At 64.5% G+C, this 21,005-nt stretch carries 8 protein-coding genes; 6 read left to right on the top strand and 2 right to left on the bottom strand.

Translation table 11 applies throughout. From position 1 onward, the window contains the following. Positions 1-90: 90 nt before the first annotated feature. Positions 91-10,848, bottom strand: coding sequence for a peroxidase family protein (locus M1D87_RS10960; RefSeq protein ID WP_123084957.1), 10,758 nt, complete (start codon positions 10,846-10,848; stop codon positions 91-93). Between the two features lie 546 nt (positions 10,849-11,394). Between M1D87_RS10960 and M1D87_RS10955 the strand changes: the two genes are divergently transcribed. The 6 genes from M1D87_RS10955 (at position 11,395) to M1D87_RS10930 (ending at position 18,946) form a co-directional block, all read left to right on the top strand. After that, on the top strand, positions 11,395-13,131 hold the full coding sequence (locus M1D87_RS10955; RefSeq protein WP_123084956.1) for a type I secretion system permease/ATPase: 1,737 nt from the start codon (positions 11,395-11,397) through the stop codon (positions 13,129-13,131). Positions 13,132-13,137: 6 nt separating this feature from the next. Then, complete coding sequence (locus M1D87_RS10950; protein ID WP_123084955.1) at positions 13,138-14,478, top strand: HlyD family type I secretion periplasmic adaptor subunit; 1,341 nt, start codon at positions 13,138-13,140, stop codon at positions 14,476-14,478. A gap of 1 nt (position 14,479) precedes the next feature. Beyond that, entirely contained in the window at positions 14,480-15,808 is a 1,329-nt protein-coding gene (locus M1D87_RS10945) for a TolC family outer membrane protein (protein WP_015269955.1), read from the top strand. Positions 15,809-15,898: 90 nt separating this feature from the next. Continuing rightward, positions 15,899-16,762: a sensor domain-containing diguanylate cyclase gene (locus M1D87_RS10940; protein WP_123084953.1), complete on the top strand. Its 864-nt coding sequence runs from the start codon at positions 15,899-15,901 to the stop codon at positions 16,760-16,762. A 17-nt stretch (positions 16,763-16,779) separates the two neighbouring features. Then, entirely contained in the window at positions 16,780-18,138 is a 1,359-nt protein-coding gene (gene chrA, locus M1D87_RS10935) for a chromate efflux transporter (protein ID WP_123084952.1), read from the top strand. A 139-nt stretch (positions 18,139-18,277) separates the two neighbouring features. Further along, complete coding sequence (locus tag M1D87_RS10930; protein ID WP_123084951.1) at positions 18,278-18,946, top strand: class I SAM-dependent methyltransferase; 669 nt, start codon at positions 18,278-18,280, stop codon at positions 18,944-18,946. 37 nt (positions 18,947-18,983) lie between these two features. Here M1D87_RS10930 and quiC read toward each other — a convergent pair whose 3' ends face one another. After that, a complete protein-coding gene (quiC, locus tag M1D87_RS10925; RefSeq protein ID WP_038409298.1) occupies positions 18,984-20,891 on the bottom strand; it encodes a 3-dehydroshikimate dehydratase QuiC in 1,908 nt (635 codons plus the stop codon). Positions 20,892-21,005 lie beyond the last annotated feature (114 nt).

Here is a 21,005-nt window from a genome sequence, read left to right as displayed (position 1 = left end):
CATCAAGCCTGAGGGCAGTGATATCCCTGTAGGAGCGGGCTTGCCCGCGAATGGGCCGCAGAGCGGCCCATGCTGCGTCCTCCCAGGCCCTCAACCTGCCAGGTTGAAGTCCGCTACGGTCACCGTGGTTGCATCCGCCACCCCCACCAGGCGGATGGAGTCGGTAGCACCGATGCTGACCAGCGTGTCATTGCCGACATCGGCGATGGTGACGTTGGCGGCAAAGGTGGCCGCGGTAATGTTGAGGGCAGAGATATCCAGCCGGTCCTGGCCACCCTGCGGGACTGCGTCGAAGTTGATGATCAGGTCATTGCCGAAGCCGGCAGCGAACTGGAAGACATCATTGCCATCGGTGGCCATCATCGTGTCGTTGCCGGCACCGCCCACGACGGTATCGTTACCCGCCCCACCGTTGAGGAAGTCATTGCCGGCACCGCCCTGCAAGGTGTCATTGCCAACGTCACCAAACAGCGTGTCGTTGCCATCGCCACCCTGCAGCACATCGACGCCGTTGCCGCCGTCAAGGTTGTCATCACCGGCACCACCCTGCAGGTTATCGTTGCCGGCGTCCCCGAACAGCGAGTCGTTACCGGCGCCGCCGTCGAGGGTGTCGTCGCCAGCGCCACCGTTCAGGGTGTCGCTGCCCAGGCCACCGAGCAACTGGTCGTTGCCGCCATCGCCGTTGAGGGTGTCGTTACCCGCCGCGCCGGTAATGATGTTGGCCAGGCCATTGCCGGTACCGGCGAAGTTGCCCGCCCCGATATAGGTCAGGTTCTCGACGTTGGCCCCCAGCGTGTAGCTGGCCGCCGTGGCACGCACGGTATCCGTACCGGCAGCCGTAGCCTCGACTACCACATCCCCGGCGTTGTCCACCACATAGGTGTCGTTGCCCAGGCCACCGACCAGGCGGTCGATACCGGCACCGCCATCGAGCAGGTCATTGCCAGCACCACCGGTGATGGTGTTGGCCAGCGTGTTGCCGGTACCCGTGAAGTTGCCTGCCCCGGTAAAGGTCAGGTTTTCGACGTTGGCACCCAGGGTGTAGCTGGCAAGGGTGGTCTGCACCAGGTCGACACCGCCGTTCAGCGCCTCGCTCACGGTATCGCCGAGGTTGTCGACCACGAAGGTATCGTTGCCTGCACCGCCAACCATGGCATCCGCACCAAGCCCGCCGTTGAGGGTGTCGTTGCCGGCACCGCCGTCGAGGCTGTCGGGGTCGTTACCGCCGTTGAGGATGTCGTTACCATCACCGCCGAACAGTTGGTCGGCGCCGCCAAGGCCGTTGAGCACATCGTTGCCGCCCAGCCCCGAGAGCGTGTCATTGCCCGCGCCACCGGTCAGGGTGTTGGCCCCGGCAGTACCGACCAGCACCACGCCTGGCGGCGGCACCACCGCCGCAGTCGCTGCCGAGGTCAGCGATTCCAGGGTGCCGAAGGCGTCGGTGTAGCTCACGACCACCCGCAACTGCCGGTTACCCTGTTCGAAGCCCGGAGTGAAGGTTGCAGCAGTGGCACCCGCGATGTTGCTGAAGGTGCCGCCAATGTTCTGCTGCCACTGGAAGCTGAACGCGCCCAGCCCATCCAGGTCGGCGATACTGCCGGTGAGCGCGGTCAGCGTCTGGCCCTGGTCTGGCGTGGTGTCGCTGATCAGCACGGCACCGGTGGGCGCATCGTTGACGTTGGCCACCGGGTCGAGGATGTCGGAGGCAATGCTTTCCTGCACACCGAAGTCATCCACGTAGCTGACCACCACCCGCATGTTCTGCCCCACCTGGTTCTGGGTAAGGAGGAAGGTGCTGTTGATGGCGCCAGCAATGTCGACCCAGCCGGTACCCCGGTTGGACTGCCACTGGAAGGTGAACCGCGGGTTGCTCAGGCCGTCGGCATCGACAATGGTTGCCGGGTTGGCGGTGAGCGTCTGGTTCTGCACCAGCAGCCCGGTCACGGTAGGCCCGGCAGTCGGCGCGTTGTTCGGCGCCGAATCGACGATTTCCAGCGTGCCCTTGGTGTCCTGGTACACCGCGCGTACGCGGATGTTCAGCCCCGCCACATCGTCGGTGACCCGGTAGGTGGTACCGACAGCTCGCGAAACCTCACCGGCAGCAACGAAGGTGATGTCTTCATAGACCCCCGAACCTGGCAGAGTCTCTACTTGCCAGTAATACGCCACCGGGCCGGTGATCGCACCGGTCAGGTTGGTTGCGCTGACATTGTCCGCGTCATGTACCGCCAGCGGGGTAACCCGCAGCAGCTGGCCGCTTACCGGTGTGTCGTCACGCACGCCGGTGGCAGCGTCAAGGATCACCAGGCTGCCGGTGGGGCCGGCGTTGACGGCGGTACCCACACCGGAGGCTTGCGAGCCATCCGAGAACTGCAGGCGCTCGATGCCGGTCAGGCGGTCGACACCATCACGCCCGGCCACCGAGTCGGTGACGATCACCGAGTTGCCATCGACCACCACGCTGTAGTCGCTGGCCACCCCCGAGTACACCGCCGTGTCGTAGCTGTCGGTGCCGTTGAGGATTTCGCGAACGATCACCAGCTGGCCCGGGTTGTAGGTGCCTTTGAGCATCAGCGGCACCATCGGCTCCATGCTGTCGAAGCTGGCGATTTCCGGGCCGGTGCCGTCGCTGTTGGCGCGCACGCTGATGCGCACGTTCAGCCACTTGTCACCGTCGAGGATGTCGTCGCCGCCACGGCCTTCGATCAGGTCGCTACCACTGCCACCGAGGATGATGTTGCCACCATCGTAGAACGTTGCACCGGCGGCCAGCAGGCTGGACAGGCCGTTGATCAGGCTGATGTTGGTCAGTACGCTGCCGTTGGCGCCATTGGTCGGCAAGGTGGCAGAGGTTTCGCTGTCACCACGCAGGAAGTCGCCATGAGCCGACCCCGACAGGCCTTCCATGATGTCGAAGCGCACCAGCGCAGACGCGCCCGAACCCGGCACCGGCGGCACATTGAAGAAGCGGTCGCTGAAGTCGACAGTCACGCCCTGGGCCAGGCCCTTGAAGGTTGCCCAGTCGTAGCCGGAACCACCGATGTAGCGGTCACCGAAGCCCAGGCTGCCGACCATGATGTCGTCACCGCCTTCACCGTTGAACTTGTCGTTCTCGTTGCCACCGATGAACACGTCGTTGCCGATGACCGGGTCGTTGCCGAGCGGGTCGAAGTTGTCGCCAGGCGCACCGTCCGAGGTGCCCTTCTCGATCCAGTCGTCACCTTCGTTGCCCATGTCCTGTTCGTTGGCCTTGCTGCCCAGGATGAAGTCGTTGCCCTGGCCGCCAATGGCTTCGGAGGCGTCCTCACCGGTAACGATGAAGTCGTTGCCGAAACCGCCGATGATCAGGTTGATGCCATTACCACCGTGCAGCACATCGTTGCCGTCGCCGCCCTGGATGTTGTCGTCACCACCCATGTCGCTGATGATGTCGTCGCCGGCACCACCACGCAGCTGGTCGTTACCGTCGCCACCCTCGATGCGGTCGTTGCCGCCATCGCCCCAGACCGTGTCGTCACCCTCGCTGGAAACCAGGATGTCGTCACCGTTGGTGCCACCCAGCACGATATGCTGGTCACCGGCATAGCGGATGTAGTTGGTGTCCGGGCCTACTGTCAGCGGGCTGTCGCGGAACACCACCTGCTTGCCGTTTTCGCCCAGTGGGTCGGCATTGCCCAGGCCTTCGTTGAACTGCTTGCTCTGGTCCACTTCCAGGTAGAAGCCAACGTCGGAGAACACCAGGCCCGGCAAGTGGGTGGCCGAAGTGTTGGCCATGATCAGCTTGGCGAACGAGTTGCTTTCCAGCTCGGCGTTCATCGACAGGCCGGCGGTGCGCTCCAGGTAGTAGAAGCGGTCGCCGTCCTGCAGTTTCTCCATCTGGTTTTCGAACACGAAGTTGAACGTGCTGCCCAGCATGCCGCCGAATGGGGTTTTCGCCTCCGCCAGGCCACCGATCCACAGGTCGATGGCATCGACACCGGTCACGGTCACTGCCCGCAGGTCATCGACGGTGCCGAGCACGCCATCCTTGCCAGGCAGGGTGACGTTGGCGTAGGCGCCGGTGCTGTTGAGGAAGTCCAGGCGATCGGCTGGCGCGCCGTCGCCGCCGAACACCAGGGCCATGGCCGCCGCGCGTTTCTCCAGCAACGTGGTGGCCCCGGTGATGGTGCTGTGGGTGCCGTAGGCGGCGATGAAGTTGATCAACGACTCCGGATGCTTCAGGTGCTGCACCAGGTCGACCCAGCTGGTGTAGGGCTTGAGCTGGGTATCGCCGGTTTGCGCGTAGATGTCGCGGCGCACGGCGTTCAGCGAAGGGATACCGACGTCGCGGCCCCGAGCGATGTTGATCGCCGGCAGGTCCAGCGGCAGGCCGAGCAGGTTGTTGCGCAGCGCCTCGGTGACGAACTCATCGATTTCGTTACCGGCCTGGCGGGTTACCCCGCGCACGATGGCGCTGGTGGCATCCTCGGGGGTGACGCCACTGGCGGCATACGCCAGCGGGTTGAGGAACGCCGCGATCAGGCCCAGTTGCTGGTCGGGGTTGGCGCTGGCCGGGTCGCTGATGACGGTGAAGTCGACGTCGAAGCGGTCGACGGTTTCGGTCAGCATCGAGTGGCCAAAGCGGTACACGGTGTGGGCGAATTCGGCCACGATCGACGCATCGAGGTCGACGTCATACACCTGGGTCGGGGCGAAGAACAAGTCTACCCGTGGCTGCACGGTACGGGCGAACTCCTCGAACACCAGGTGCTGGTACTGCATCTCGGTACCGAACTTGGCGGCCTGGAACAGCCGCTCGCCATTCCACACCAGTGCGTCGATCTCGGCCTGGTTGGCCGGCAGCGCGCTCAACGGGTTGAGCAGCCACTCGTTGATGAAGGCCAGGTCACCCGAGTCGAGCACGGTGTCCATGGTCTGCGCCACCAGCCGGTTGTGCTCGGAGTGGAAGATCGCATGCACGGCGGTCAGGCCGATGTTCTCGTTGACCCTGCCGTCGCCGGCGATGTAGTGCGCATCGAGCAGCTCATTGTCGTAGGCCAGCTTGGCACCGGTCTGCGGGTTCACCGGCACGGCGTTGCCGACATCGGTATCTGCATCAGGCACCAGCGCGCCATTGCTGAACACCGGCACGGCATTGTGGGCGATGTCGGCAAGGAACTGGTGACCGGTACGCACGGCATTGGTCAGGTCGATCGGCGCCAGCGGGTTGCCTTCGACCTGCTGGTCGTCGGCCGTGCCGGCAATGCCGTCGGCGCCTTTCATGATCACCATCGGGAAGCCGTTGGGCCCCTTGATGAAGTTGCCGTAGGCATCGGTCGCCAGCAGCGGCACGTTGTCTACGTCTGCATCGGTCAGGTTTATGCCCAGTACGTCACGAGCTTGGGCCTTGACCACCTTCCAGGTCGCCATGCCACCAATTTCGGTGTCGTCGGCGGTACCGTAGCGGCCGTCGGCGCCCAGGTCCCGGTTGGTGATCAACCGGCCGGTGGCAATAGGCCCGTCGTCAGTCAGCACATAGCCGCGCAGGAACACCTGGTGCGAGGGGTGCGAGCTGTAGGTCTGGTTCTGGTCCACGAACGGCGAGGTGGTGTTGGTGTGCTCGTGAATGTCGTCGGCCGTGCCAAGCACGCCGTCCGGCCCAGGCTGGTTGGTGGCACGGGTCACCACCATGAAGTTGGTGAAACCGCCCTCCACGTACAGCGGGTCATCCGGTTGCAGCGGGATGTAGATGGTGCCCGAGCCCCCCTTGGTGACCAGGTCCAGGCCATGGTCGAAGAACTGCCCGAAGAAGGTCATCCAGGCGTTGAACGGCGCGGACAGGCCGGCATCGGCGGCGGTGTTCTCGAACAGGTAAACGTCGTGATCGTCGTCGGTGCCGAACTGGCCGTCCAGGCCCGGGCTGGCGACAATGCGCACGCCGTCCTTGAGCACGTCGTCATTGCCCTCGACGCCGAAGTTGAGCACGCCGTCCGCACCCGGATCATACGCGGTGGCATAGGCCGCCGGGTTGTTGGAGGTCTGGTCGACGATCAGGTTACTGATGGTGCGCGGCTGCGAGTCGAATACCGGGCCACTGGTCTGCTGGTACGACGAGCCCGGAATGGCCGGCGAGCCAGGGCCGAAGAAGCCGGCCGGTGCACCTTCGGCCGGGTTGAACACCGGGTCGGTCACGCGCGGGAAGACGTTATCGGCCGCACCGAACTCGGTGTTGTTGATGCCGTTGAGGTTCATCAGGTTGTTGTTCGAACCATCCACCGCCCGCAGGCCGAGTGGCGCACGGATGTTGGGCAGCAGCGAGAGGATGTCTGCCCCGTTGGCGTCGGCCTCGGCAATCTTGATTTGCTCGAGGATGAAGTTGAGGTCGGAGCGCACCATGTGCAGCCCGGCACCGCCTGCCGTGGCATCCACCACCGGCGTGGCTGGCGTCGGTACCACAGGCGCGCCCGGTTGCACCACGGTGGTGGGCTGGGAGAACAGCACTTCGGTGGTGCCATGGGCGTCCTGGTAGATCGCCTTGACCCGCAACGACAACCCGGCCAGGTCCGGCGACACCTTGAACGTGGTGCCGTCGGCGCTCTGGAACGCCAGGTCGCCTGCCGGCAGCAGGATGATGTCTTCGAACACACCGCTGCCCGGGGTGGCCTCGAACTGCCAGTAGTACGACACCGAACGGTCGGCGAGCGTGCCAAGCGGGTTACCGACGCTGATGTTGTCGGCATCCCGCACGCCGGCCACGTTTACCGTAAGGAGGTCGCCCACGGTAATCGCGCCGCCGTTGTTATCAGTAACGGTCGGGCTGCCGACAGGCTGCGCATTCAGCCCTTCCACCAGCACCCGCTGGCTGTCGGCGAACTGCAGGCGCTCGATGTGCAGCAGGGTATCGACGCCATCGCGGCCGGCCACGTTGTCGGTCACCGTCCAGACGTCATCGGAAGTGTCCAGCGTACCTTTGGTGTTCTGCGTCACCGTGTACTCGCTCTGCACCCCCGAAAACACCGCCGTGTCGAACGCCGCCCCACCCGTCGAGGTGCCGGGCAGGATTTCCCGCACGGCCTTGAGCTGGCCAGGGTTGTAGGTACGGTCGAGCATGAACGGAATCATGTCGACCATGCTGTCGAAGCTGGCGATTTCAGGGCCGGTGTGGTTGACGTCTCCCGGCGCGTACACAGCGATGCGCACGTTGAGCCACTTGTCGCCGTCGATCAGGTCATCACCGCCACGGCCTTCGATCAGGTCGCTGCCGTTGCCGCCGAGCATGATGTTACCGGTGGCAAAGCCGGTGGTCGGCAACCCGGCATCGGCCAGGAACTGCTGCAGGCCACGGATCAGCGCCACGTTGGTCAGCGCACTACCGGTAGCACCACCATGGTTGAGGATGGTCACGGCATCGACATTATCGCCCTTGAGCACATCGGCGAAGTTCGAACCGGACACGCCCTCGACCTCGGCGAAGCGGTCGAGGATGGAGGCCGGCGAGGCGCCGACCGGGTTGAAAATACCGGTGTTCTGGTTCGGTGCGTTGCCATGAGGCTGAGCCAGGGCGGCCAGGGTCAGGTCGACGGTGACGCCGACCTGGTCATTCTTGTTGGTAACCCAGTCGAAACCGGACATGCCATCCATCTTGTCCTGGGCATCGCTGCCGACAAAGATGTCATCGCCGCCCTCGCCGATCATTTCGTCGAAGCCGCCACCACCGACGAAGATGTCGTTGCCGACCACTTCGTCACCCAGCAGCGGCGCAAAGTTGTCGCCGGGCGCACCGTCCTGGGTGCCCTTCTCGATCCAGTCGTCACCCTCGTTGCCGGTCGGTGGCAGGTTGGTCTTGGCGCCGAGAATGAAGTCGTCGCCCTGGCCGCCGAAGGTGGTGCTGATGTCTTCGGTGGTGATGATGAAGTCCTGGCCGTTGCCGCCCAGGATCAGGTTGCCGGCCGCCAGCATGCTGCCGGCGACGATCACATCGTTGCCGTCGTTGCCTTCCAGGCGGTTGTCGCCGAACGAGTCGGTGATGATGTCGTCACCGGCACCGCCCAACACCGCATCGTTGCCCGCACCGCCTTCCAGGGTATCATTGCCGGCGTCGCCGTAGAGCGTATCGTCGCCCTCACTGGAGATGATGATGTCGTTGCCGGAGGTGCCGCCCAGCACCACGTGGTCTTCGCCGGTGTAATGCAGGAAGTTGGTGTCGGTACCCACGGTATCGGGGTTGTCGCGAATCACCAGCGACACCACTTCGACACCGTTGATCATGATGCCGCCCGTCGGGTCGGCCCGGCCGTCTGCGCCCAGGCCGGTGAACTGCTTGGTCTGGTCCACTTCCAGGGTGAAGGTGGGCGTGAGGAACACGGTGTTGGACAGGTGGGTGACATCGGAGTTGAGCATGATCAGCTTGGCGAAGGAGTTGTTCTCCAGTTCGGTGCCGAAGTTCATGCCCGCCGTACGCGACAGGTAGTAGAACCGATCGCCGTTCTGCAGGGCTTCCAGCTGGGTTTCGAAGACGAAGTTGAAGCTGGAGCCGAGCATGCCGCCGAATGGCATTTTCTTCTCGGCCAGGCCGCCGACCCAGAAGTCGATGGCATCGACACCGGTCACGGTCACCCCGGTGATGTCATCGGCGGTGCCGGCGATGCCGTCGGCACCGGCCAGTGTCACGTTGGCATAGGCGCCGGTGCCGTTGAGGAAGTCCAGGCGGTCCGCTGGCGCGCCATCACCGCCAAGCACCAGCGCTACGGCAGCGGCGCGCTTGGCCGCTTCAGTGTCCGCCCCGGTGATGGTGGCGTGGGTACCGTAGGCGGCGATGAAGTTGATCAGCGACGCCGGGTGCTTGAGGTGGTCGGCAAAGTCGGCCCAGCTGATGTAGGGCTTGAGCTGGCTGTCGCCAGTCATGGCGTAGAACTCGCGGCGCGCCTCGTTCAGGGTGGGGATGCCGGTGTCACGGCCACGCGCGATGTTCAGCGCAGGCAGGTCCAGCGGCAGGCCGAGCAGGTTGTTGCGCAGCGCTTCGGTGACGAACTCGTCGATTTCGTTGCCCAACTGGCGGGTGACACCGCGGATGATCGCACCGGCCGCTTCATCGGCAGTGGCGCCACTGCCGGCGAATGCCAGCGGGTTGAGGAAGGCAGCGATCAGGCCCAGCTGCGGGTCGTCATTCACCGTGGCGAACGTCGGGTCGTAGCGGTCGACGGTTTCGGTCAGCATCGAGTGGCCGAAGCGGTAAACCACGTGGGCGAACTCGGCGAGGATGGCCGGATCGATCGAGGTGTCATAGCCGTTGGGGGCGAGAAACTCGTCGATCTGCGGCTGAATGGTGCGGGCGAACTCCTCGAACACCAGGTGCTGGTACTGCATTTCGGTGCCGAACTTGGCAGCCTGGAACAGCCGCTCGCCGTCCCATACCAGCGCGGCGATTTCGGCGGGCGTGGTGGGGATGGCAGCGACATCATCGATCAGCCACTGGTTGAGAAACGCCAGGTCACCGGCGGCCAGCAGGGTGTCCTTGGTCTGCTGCACCAGGCGGTTGTGCTCGGAGTGGAACACGTGGTGCACGGCGGTCAGGCCGATGTTCTCGTTCACCCGGCCGTCGCCGGCGATGTAGTGGGCGTCGAGCAGTTCGTTGTCATAGGTCAGGTTGTTGCCGCCAGGCCCGGTTGGTTGCGCGTTGCCAACGGCAATATCGGCGTCGGCCTGCAGCACACCGTTCACGATCACCGGCGCGGCGTTATGGGCGATGTCGTCAAGGAAACCATGCCCGGTGCTCACGGCATTGGCCAGGCTGATAGGCGCGTCGCGGTTGCCTTCGACCAGCGTGGTGACGTCGTCGGCGGTACCGGCAATGCCGTCGGCACCATTGTTCACGCGCATCACCACCTGCGGCATGCCGTTGGGCCCACGCAGGAAGTTGCCGTAGGGGTCGGTGGCCAGCAGTGGCACGCTGTGCACATCGGCGTCGGTCAGGTTGATACCCAGCAGGTCGCGGGCCTGGGCCTTGACCACTGCCCAGGTGGCCATGCCACCGCTTTCACCATTGCCATCGTCGGCGGTGCCGAAGCGGCCATCGGCGCCCAGGTCACGGTTGGTGATCAACCGCCCGGTGGCTACCGGGTCGCCTGCGGCATTGAGCGTGTATTCACGCAGGAACACCTGGTGCGAGGGGTGCGAGCTGTAGGTCTGGCTCTGGTCGACGAACGGCGAGGTAGTGTTGGTCTGGCCATCGTCGGCAGTACCCACCACACCATCGGCGCCTGCAGTACGCACGGCGCGCGGCAGCACCATGAAGTTGGTCGGGCTGCCTTCGACGTACAGCGGGTCGTCCGGCTGCAGCGGGATGAACACGACGTCGGTGCTGCTCTTGGTGACCAGGTCCAGGCCGTGGTCGAAGAACTGGCCGAAGAAGGTCATCCAGGCGTTGAAGCCGGCGGTCAGGCCGACGTCGGGCGACACGTTGGGGATGAAGAACACCTCCGTGTCGTCAGCGGTGCCGAATACCCCGTCGATGCCGGGGCTGATCACCGGGGCGGCGCCGCCATTGGCTTCGACCGCTGCCGGGTTGTTCGCCGTCTGGTCGACGATCAGGTTGCTGATGGTGCGGGGTTGCGAGTCGATGACCGTGCCGGTGCCGGCATAGTCGCCGGTGAAGGATGGGCTGAGCAGGCGCAGGAACGAATTGTCGGCGGCGCCGAACTCGCTCTGCCCGGTCACCAGGTTGTTGTAGCTGCCGTCCACGGTACGCAGGCCGAACGGCACCTGGCTGTTGGGCAGCAGGTCGATCAGGCTGGCGCCATCGGCATGCGCTTCGGCGATGAAGATCTGCTGAAGGATGAACTCCAGGTCCGACTTGCTGAAATCTGCCATTTCAATTGCCCTCGATCTGTCGGGAGATGACTCAGGGCAACAGGGTCCTTCCCGCGCCCAGTCAGTGTGACGTGCGCAGTTTCTGATTCTGGGTTCTGGGGCAGTTGGGCACTACGGTGCTGCGTTATCGCCACTGGCCTCATCGCCGGCAAGCCGGCTCCCACAGGAACGGCGGGAACCTTGTAAATGGTGCGATACAGGTTGGCACCGCACACACATCGACCCCAGCTCGCACAGGGTCCGAATACATCAGACTAAAGTCGTAGAACAAAAGCTTGTCAATATCCCGTCAAAAATTCACGCAACGCTGACAGCGCTATACAACTTACTGTTTTCACGGCACTTATGAAAAGTTCAAAGATTTTATAGAGCAAAAAGATATTACCGAGTGTTTCACTGCAACCTACGCTCCAGCATGTGGGAGCAGCGCAGCGTTTTGGACCATTCGCCCTCAGAGCGACCCGCCTGCGAGCCGACCAGAAGCCACAACTACCGCTGTACGGGCCGCCGCAAGGGCTTCCCGTTTGTGATAAAGGGAGGCCCCCGATGCACAAGCCACCACGCACCCGTTCCGAGTTGGCCGACGTGCTGTTCCGCCTGCGCCGCAGCTTTTTTGCCCTGGCCGCCTTCAGCGGCGTCATAAACGTCATGATGTTGACGCCAGCTATTTATATGTTGCAGGTGTACGACCGCGCCCTGGTCAGCCGCAACGTCACCACCCTGACCATGCTCACCTTGCTGGTGATCGGCCTGTTCATGCTGATGTCGGCCCTGGAGATGATCCGCACCCGCGTACTGATCCGGGTCGGCAACTTCCTCGACATGGATCTGAACCGACGCATCTTCAGCGCTGCCTTCGAACGCAACCTGAGCCGCGCCGGCGGCAACCCGGCCCAGGCCCTGCAGGACCTGGCCCAGGTACGGCAATTTCTCACCGGCAACGGCCTGTTCGCCTTCTTCGATGCCCCGTGGACACCGATCTACCTGCTGGTCTGCTACCTGATCCACCCACTGCTGGGGCTGGTGACGCTGATCGGTTCGCTGATCCTGGTGGGCCTGGCCTACCTCACCGAGAAGGCCACGCAAAAACCCTTGGCCGAGGCCAACCAGGCGGCCATGTCGTCGGCCAGCTACGCCAACAACAACCTGCGCAACGCCGAAGTGATCGAAGCCATGGGCATGCTGCCAGCGATCGGCAAGCGCTGGTTTCAGGGCCATTTGCGCATCCTGCAGATGCAGACCCTGGCCTCCGACCGCGCGGCGATCATCAGTAGCACCGGGCGCTTCGTGCGCATTACCTTGCAATCGGTGATCCTCGGCGCTGGCGCACTGCTGGCTATCGAAGGCAAGATCACCCCCGGCATGATGATCGCCTGCTCGATCCTTACCGGCCGCGCCCTGGCCCCGGTAGAACAGGTGATCGCCGCGTGGAAGCAACTGCTGGGCTGCCGTTCCGCCTGGGGCCGGCTCAACGACCTGCTGCACGACTACCCGCAGCGGCCACCAAGCATGTCGCTGCAACGGCCAATGGGCATGCTGGCCGTGGAAAACGTGGTCGCCGGTGCTCCCGGCACCAGCAACAGCATCGTGCGCGGGGTCAGCTTCAGCCTGGTCCCGGGTGAAAGCCTGGGCATCATCGGCCCGTCGGCTTCGGGCAAATCCACCCTCGCCCGCCTGCTGGTAGGCGTGTGGCCGACCCAGGCCGGCAAGGTGCGCCTGGACGGCGCCGACATCTTCACCTGGAACAAGGCCGAACTCGGCCCGTGGCTTGGCTACCTGCCGCAGGACGTGGAGTTGTTCGAGGGCACCATCGCCGAAAACATCGCACGCTTTGCCGAAGTGGACAGCGAAGCGGTGATCCGCGCTGCCCGCAGCAGCGGTGTGCACGACATGATCCTGCGCTTCCCGCAGGGCTACGACACCCGCCTGGCAGCCGACGGCAGCCCGCTGTCCGGTGGCCAGAAGCAACGCATCGCCCTGGCCCGCGCGTTGTATGGCGAGCCGAACCTGGTGGTGCTGGACGAGCCCAACGCCAACCTCGATGACGTTGGCGAAAAGGCCCTGGTCGATGCGCTGGCCGAACTCAAGGCACGCGGGGCCACGGTAATCCTGATTTCCCACCGGCCCAATGTGCTGTGCGCGGTCGACAAGGTGCTGATGCTGCGTGACGGTGCCGTGCACATGCTCGGCAGCCGCGACGAAGTGTTCGCGGCGCTGCGCAAGGCCAGCGTGATCCCGACGGCGACCGCTGCGCCGCTGGCGTCGGTAAAAGTACGGGAGTGACCGATCATGCAGATGACCCAACACACCGAGTTGATTCCCGCCGAGGCTCGCCACGAGATCGACCTGGACATTCATCGGCCGGCACGCTGGGGCGTGTGGCTGGTCGTCGCCGGCTTTGGCGGTTTCCTGCTGTGGTCGGGCCTGGCGCCGCTGGATGCCGGTGTGGTCGCCACCGGTACCGTCAAGGTCAGCAGCAACCGCAAGGCGGTGCAGCACCTGACCGGTGGCACGGTCGAGGCGATCCTGGTGCGTGAAGGCGATGTTGTGAAGAAAGGCCAGGAGGTGGTACGCCTGGACGCCCTGCGCGCGGTGGCCGAACAGGGTGCGGTCAGTGCCCAGTACATCGTCAGCAAGACCGTGGAGAACCGCCTGGAAGCCGAGCGCGATGGCCGCGACCAGGTCACCTTCGACCCTGCCCTGCTCGAGCACTATGGCGGCGACCCGCGCCTGCTGGCAGCCATGGACCTGCAACAGCGCCTGCTGGACACCCGCCGCGCAGGCCTTGCCGGCGAACTGAACATCCTCGAGGAAAACCTGGCTGCCACGGCGGTGCAGCTCAAAGGCCTGCAGCAGGTGTACGGCGCCCGCGCCTCGCAGATCGGCTTCCTCAACCAGGAACTGCAAGGCACACGCGTGCTCGCCGCCGAAGGCTATGTACCACGCAACCGCCTGCTGGAGCTGGAGCGCAACAATGCCGACCTGTCCGCCGGTCAGGCCGAAAACCTCAACAACATTGCCCGGGCGCGCAGCCAGGCCACCGAAATCAAGCTGCGCATCCTGCAACGCCAACACGACTACCTCAAGGAAGTGGAATCACAGCTGACCGATACCGCCAAGGAGAACACCACCCTGGCCGATCGCCTGCGCGCGCTGGACTACGAAGTGACCCATACGGTGATCCGCTCGCCGATCGACGGCATGGTCCAGGCCCTGAGCATCGCCACGGTCGGCGGCATCATCCAGCCAGGGGCCAAGATCATGGAGGTGGTACCGCTCGACCAGCCGTTGCAGGTGGACGCGATGATCCCGGTGCAGGCCATCGACAAGATGGTGCCGGGCCTGAACGTGGACCTGGCCTTCCCGGCCTTCAACCATGCGAAGACGCCGAATATCCCGGGGCGGGTCAAGACCATCTCCGCCGACCGCCTGATGGACGAAGAAAGCAAGCAGCCGTACTACCTGGCCCAGGTGGAAGTGACGCAGGACGGCATGGCCCTGCTGGGCAGCAACCATATCCGCCCCGGGATGCCGGCCACCGTCACCATCAAGACCGGCGAGCGCAACCTGCTCAGCTACCTGCTCAAGCCGATGCTCGAACGCGTGGACGCCTCGTTCAAGGAGCAATGACATGAATCGCCCGTGCCTGATGTTGTGCCTGTTGGGGTTGTCCGTACAGGCCAGTGCCATGGACCTGAAGCAAGCCTGGGACCTGCTGCAGTACCAGGGCCCGATCTACCGCGCCGCGGTGCACGAGAAAGAAGCCGGCAGCGAGAACCGCGCCATCGGCCAGGCCGGCCTGCTGCCGCAGATCAACGCTGTGGGTTACTTCAACAAGGTCAATGGCAGCCAGCGTCAGAGTGGACGGGACAACGACCTGGACTATGACTCCAAGGGTGCCAACGTGCGGTTGCGCCAACCGCTGTTCAACAAGCAGAAGATGGCCGAATACCATCAGGGCCAGCAACGTGCCGACTACAGCGTGGCGGTGTTCGATGCCAAGACCCAGGACGCTGCGGTGCGCCTGGCCGATGCCTACTTCGACGTGCTGCTGGCCAGCGAAACCATCACCCTGGCCAAGGCCAAGCTGAATGCCTTCGAAGAGCAGCTGGCGTCGGCAAAGCGGCGCATGGAGCTGGGCGCCGGCACCATCACCGACATCGACGAGTCGATAGCCCGTCGCGACCTGGCCGAGGCCGACCTGATCGAGGCCCAGGACAACCTGGTCAACGCCCGCCGCAAGCTGGAAGAATACATTGGTGAAACGCCGGAGTCGCTGACCACCTTGCAGCCGGGCTTCAACACACCGCCGCTGATGCCGGGCAACCTGCAGGACTGGCTGGTCAAGGCCCAGGCCGACAGCCCGTTGATCCATGCGCGCCGGCACAACTACGAGCTGGCCGAAGAAGAAGTGAAACGCGCCCGCGCCGGGCACTGGCCGACCCTGGATTTCGTGGCGGGCTATACCGCCGGCAGCAGCCAGTCGATCTCCGAACTGAACCAGCGCAACCACTACAGTTCGATCGGGCTGGAGCTGAACATTCCGCTATACAGCGGCGGCAGCACCAGCGCCCTCACCCGCCAGGCCAGTGCCAACAGTTCCAAGGCACTGGATGAACTGGATGCCACGCGCCAGGAAGTGATCTCCGACACCACCCGCGAGTACCGCGGCGTACAGAGTGGCGCCTTGCGCATCCAGGCGCTGGAAAAGGCCGTGGCATCCAACGAACGCTCGCTGCTTTCGGCCCGCAAGGGCTTCAGGGAGGGCGGCACCAGCACCAACTCGGATGTGCTCAATGCCGAGGAATTGCTTTTTGACGCCCGGCATGACCTGTTCGAGGCGAAGCTGAACTACCTGATGTCGCGGCTGCGCCTGGCATCGTCGGTGGGCAGCCTGGGAGATGACGATATCCAGCAGATCAACGATTACCTCGGGCCGGAACTGATAGTAAGCAACTGACTATCGGCGGCCCGCTCCCACAGCGGCGCCTACCGCATTTTGTTCCATTTCAGGCTATGATCGGTGACCCCGCCGCGGACGCCATGCCCCATGCCCGTAGACCTGCAATCGTTATACCCCAGGCTGATCCACCTGATGCTGGACACGGTGTTCGTGGTCGACAGGGACAACCAGATCGTTTTCGTCAGCGATGCCTGCGAGGCGCTGCTGGGCTACCAGGCCTGCGAGCTGATCGGCACCCCGATCACCGACTACATGCACCCTGACGATCTGGCGATTACCCGCGCGTCCATCGTACGGGTGATGAACGGCCAACCCCATTACGACTTCCGTAACCGCTACATCCGCAAGGATGGCAGTATCGTGCATATCCTGTGGTCGGCCTCCTGGTCCGATGAGGCCAATGCCCGCATTGGTGTAGCGCGGGATATCACCGCCCAACACCAGGCCGAGGAAGAATTGCGTTTCCTGGCCCACCATGACCCGCTGACTCGCCTGGCCAACCGGGCCATGTTCAATGAGCGGCTGGGCACCGCACTTGTCGCGGCCCGGCACCACAACCACCCGCTGGCGTTGCTGTTCATCGATATCAATGACTTCAAGGATATCAACGACAACCACGGCCACAGCGTGGGTGACCGGGTGCTGTGCATTCTGGCGCGGCGCCTGGAAGGCTGCGTTGGGGCGACCGATACAGTGGCGCGGATGGGCGGTGACGAGTTCACCGTGCTGTTGACCGACTACGCCTCGCCAGAGGCCATTGCCGAGCAGGTGGCACGCATCCTGGCAGCCATGGCCGAGCCACTCGGCGCCGAATTTGCAGGCATCGGAGCGCCGTCCTGCAGCATTGGCGTGGCCCGTTTCCCCGAAGACGGCAATGATGCCGACATGCTGCTGCGCCATGCTGATGGCGATATGTACCGGATCAAGCGACAGCGCGCTGCGGCCAGCTGAATACCAAAGGGAAGAAAATGACGGAACACCTGCAAGGCGCCGCCGAGCAAACGCGTGGTCAAATCAGCCGGATCGAGGCCTTGCTGTTCTGGCTGAAGCTGGGTTTCATCAGCTTCGGCGGCCCGGCGGGGCAGATAGCGATCATGCATCAGGAACTGGTGGAGCGGCGCCGCTGGATCAGCGAGCGGCGCTTTCTGCATGCCCTCAACTACTGCATGCTGCTGCCTGGCCCCGAGGCCCAGCAACTGGCCACCTACATTGGCTGGCTGATGCACCGCACCTGGGGCGGGGTGATTGCCGGCACCCTGTTCGTGCTGCCGTCGCTGTTCATCCTGATCGGCCTGTCGTGGGTCTATCTGGCCTGGGGCGAAGTGCCGGTGGTGGCTGGTATTTTCTACGGGATCAAGCCGGCCGTGACCGCGATCGTCGTGCATGCCGCACATCGCATTGGCACGCGCGCCCTGAAAAACGGCTGGTTGTGGGCCATTGCCGCGGCCTCGTTCGTGGCCATTTTCGCGCTCGACGTTCCCTTCCCGCTGATCGTGCTGGCAGCCGCGCTGCTAGGCCATGTCGGCGGTCGGCTGCTACCGGGGCAGTTCGCGCCTGGTGGTGGCCACGGCGCAGCCAGGGCCAGCCATGGCCCGGCCGTGATCGACGACGACACACCAGCGCCAGAGCACGCCCGCTTCAGCTGGGGGCGGCTGCTGGGCCTGCTGCTGGTGGGTGCCGCGCTGTGGCTGCTGCCCATGGGTGTACTGATGGCTACCTTTGGCTGGCAAGGCACCTTGACGCAAATGGGCTGGTTCTTCACCAAGGCGGCATTGCTGACCTTCGGCGGCGCCTACGCGGTGCTGCCCTACGTCTACCAGGGGGCCGTCGGCCATTACGGCTGGCTGTCGCCGACGCAGATGATCGATGGCCTGGCGTTGGGGGAAACCACCCCCGGGCCGCTGATCATGGTGGTGGCCTTCGTCGGCTTCGTCGGTGGCTACCTGCACCCCATGTTCGGCACCGACCAGGCGTTCATGGCCGGCGCGGTAGCAGCGAGCCTGGTGACCTGGTTCACCTTCCTGCCCTCGTTCCTGTTCATCCTGGCCGGTGGCCCGCTGGTGGAATCGACCCACAACGAACTCAAATTCACCGCCCCGCTGACCGGGATAACCGCGGCGGTAGTGGGCGTGATCCTCAACCTCGCGCTGTTCTTCGGCTACCACGTATTGTGGCCGGCCGGTTTCGACGGGCGGTTCGACTGGCCTTCGGCGCTGATTGCGCTGGCGGCGGCGGTGGCGCTGTTCCGTTACAAGCGTGGGGTGATCCAGGTGTTGATAGCCTGTGCCCTGGCGGGGCTTGCCACCCATCTGTCGAGCCCACTGTAGGAGCAGCCTTGTGCTGCGAAGATGCCCGCATGGCTGGCGGAAATCTGTCTGCCATACTGACCTCTTCGCAGCACAAGGCTGCTCCTACAGAGGGTAGTGATAGGTCGCAGGGCCTATCTCCAATCCAACGGAGATGAACATGCGCAACCCTGAAGACGCCTTGCTCGACAGCTGGCAGCACAACGCCCAGGCCTGGATCGATGCGGTGCGCAGCGGCAGTATCGAGAGCCGTCGCCAGGTTACCGACCAGGCCATCCTGCTGGCCATTCTTGGCCGCCAGCCCGAACGGGTGCTCGACCTGGGCTGTGGTGAAGGTTGGCTGCTGCGCGCGCTGGGCGACCGGGGTGTCGAGGCGGTAGGTGTGGACGGTGACCGGGCGCTGGTGGATGCCGCGCGTGCTGCGGGTTCCGCCGAGGTGCACCTGGCCAGCTATGCACAGCTGGCCGCCGGGCAGGCCTATGTTGGCAAGGACTATGACCTGATCTGTGCCAACTTCGCCCTGTTGCAGCAGGACATCATCCCGCTGCTGGCGGCGATGAATGCGTTGCTGGCGCCCGGCGGTGCGCTGGTGATCCAGACCCTGCACCCGTGGAGCGTGGCGGATGGCGATTACCAGGATGGCTGGCGGGAAGAGTCGTTTGCCGGGTTCGCCGGGGATTGGCAGGTGATGCCGTGGTACTTCCGCACCCTGGCCAGCTGGTTGAACGCGCTGGACATGGCGGGGTTGCGGCTGGTCAGCCTGCAGGAGCCACAGCACCCCCAGAGTGCGCTGCCACAGTCGCTGCTGTTGGTGGCCGAACGCCCTTGAAGCATACGCGGCCGCTCCTACAGGGACCGCGCCGGGCTCAGAGGACCGGCTTGCGCGCCGCCCCGCTGCGAGCCTTGGCCATGGCTGCCAGGCGCACCGCGACGTTGGCCGCACCGTAACCAGCATAACCCCCCTTGCGCTGGATGATCTCGAAGAAGAAACGCTCTTCGAACGGCTCGGTATACACGTGGAACAGCTCGCCGCCTTGGGCATCGCGGTCGTACAGCACGTTGTAGTAGGCCAGTTCGCTGAGGAACTCGTCGTCGAAATCGAAACGCGCCGCCAGGTCGTCGTAGTAGTTCAGCGGGATCTCCAGCAACGGCACCCCGGCCAGTTTGGCCCGCGCCACTTCGCGGAAGATGTCGTCGCAATCGAAAGCGATGTGGTGCACGCCCGAACCACGATAGCTGGACAGCGCATGGGCGATCGCGGTGTTGCGGTTTTCCGAGATGTTCAGCGGCAGGCGCAGGGTGCCGCATTGGCTACGCAGCGCGCGGCTCTTGACCAGGCCGTACGGGTCCGGCAGCACCACTTCGTCATCGGCTTCGAAATCGAACAGGCTCTTGTAGAACAGCACCCAGCTGTCCAGCGACTCGGCCGGCAGGGCCAGGGCCATGTGGTCGATACGGCGCAGGCCGCCGGTGGCGGTGGCGTTCTTGTCCAGGCTGAAGTCGGTGTCGTACAGGGTCTGGCCGGCAGTGCCCTGCTCCACCAGGTACAGCAGGCTGCCATCTGGCGCACGTACCGCCGGCACTTCGCACTCGTTGGGCCCGACCAGGCCACGGAATGGCTGGCCACGGAAGGCGGTGGCGCGCTTCAGGGCGGCTTGCTGGTCCTTGACCCGCAGCGCGGTGGCGCACAGCGACGGCCCGTGGGCCTCGAAGAAGTTGTGGCCGAAGGAATAGGGTTCGGCGTTCAGCACAATGTTGATATCGCCCTGGCGCAGCAACTGCACCTCTTTGCTGCGGTGCTTGCCGGCATCGGCAAAGCCCAGGCGCTTCAGCCAGCTGCCCAGGCGCGCGCCGACGGCTTCGTCGACTGCAAATTCGAGGAACTCCACGCCGTCATAGGCACTGGCCGCCGGTGGGGTGAACAGCACACCGGGCTCGATCGAGGTACCTTCCTGCTCCAGGCGCAGGCGGGTGTGCTCTTCGAGGTACAGCAGCGAACGCAGGCCGTCGGCGGCATTCTGCCGGGGCGGTGCGGCGCGGAAGCCGTCGTTGAAGATTTCCAGCGACAGCGGCCCGCGGTAGCCGGTGGCAAGGATCGGCGCCAGGAAACCGGCCATGTCCATCTCGCCCTGCCCCGGGAAACAGCGGAAGTGGCGGCTCCACTCCAGCACATCCATGGCCAGGATCGGCGCGTCGGCCATTTGCACGAAGAAGATCTTGTCGCCGGGGATATCGCGGATCGCGCTCGGGTCGCCCTTGAGCGACAAGGTGTGGAAGCTGTCGAGGATCACCCCGAGGGCCGGGTGGTCGGCCTGGCGCACCAGGTTCCAGACCTGCTGGTAGGTATTGACGTGGCGGCCCCAGGCCAGGGCTTCGTAGCCAATGCGCAGGCCGCGTTTGCCAGCGTGCTCGGCCAGCAGGCGCAGGTCGTCGACCAGCAATTGCTCTTCACCCAAGGCATCGGCCTGGACGTTGCTGCACACCAGCACCAGGTCGGTGCCCAGTTCCTGCATCAGGTCGAACTTGCGCTCGGCGCGGTCGAGGTTCTTCTGCAGGCGGTCGCGGCGGCAACCCTCGAAATCGCGGAACGGCTGGAACAGGGTGATGGCAATACCCAGGTCGGCGCACATCTGCCGTACCTGGCGCGGGCTGCCGGCGTAATAGAGCAGGTCGTTTTCGAAGATCTCGACGCCGTCAAAACCGGCGGCGGCGATGGCTTCGAGCTTTTCCGGCAGGGTGCCGCTCAAGGACACGGTAGCGATCGAACGCTGCATGGCGGGAGTTCCTTGTTGTTAGAGGGTTGAGGCCAGGGCTGCCTGTACCGGCCCAATCGCCGGCAAGCCAGCTCCCACAGAATTGGCGCATACCTTGTGGGAGCTGGCTTGCCG

It is taken from the genome of Pseudomonas sp. SA233, assembly GCF_054792385.1.
This window is presented reverse-complemented; position numbering and strand designations above follow the sequence as displayed.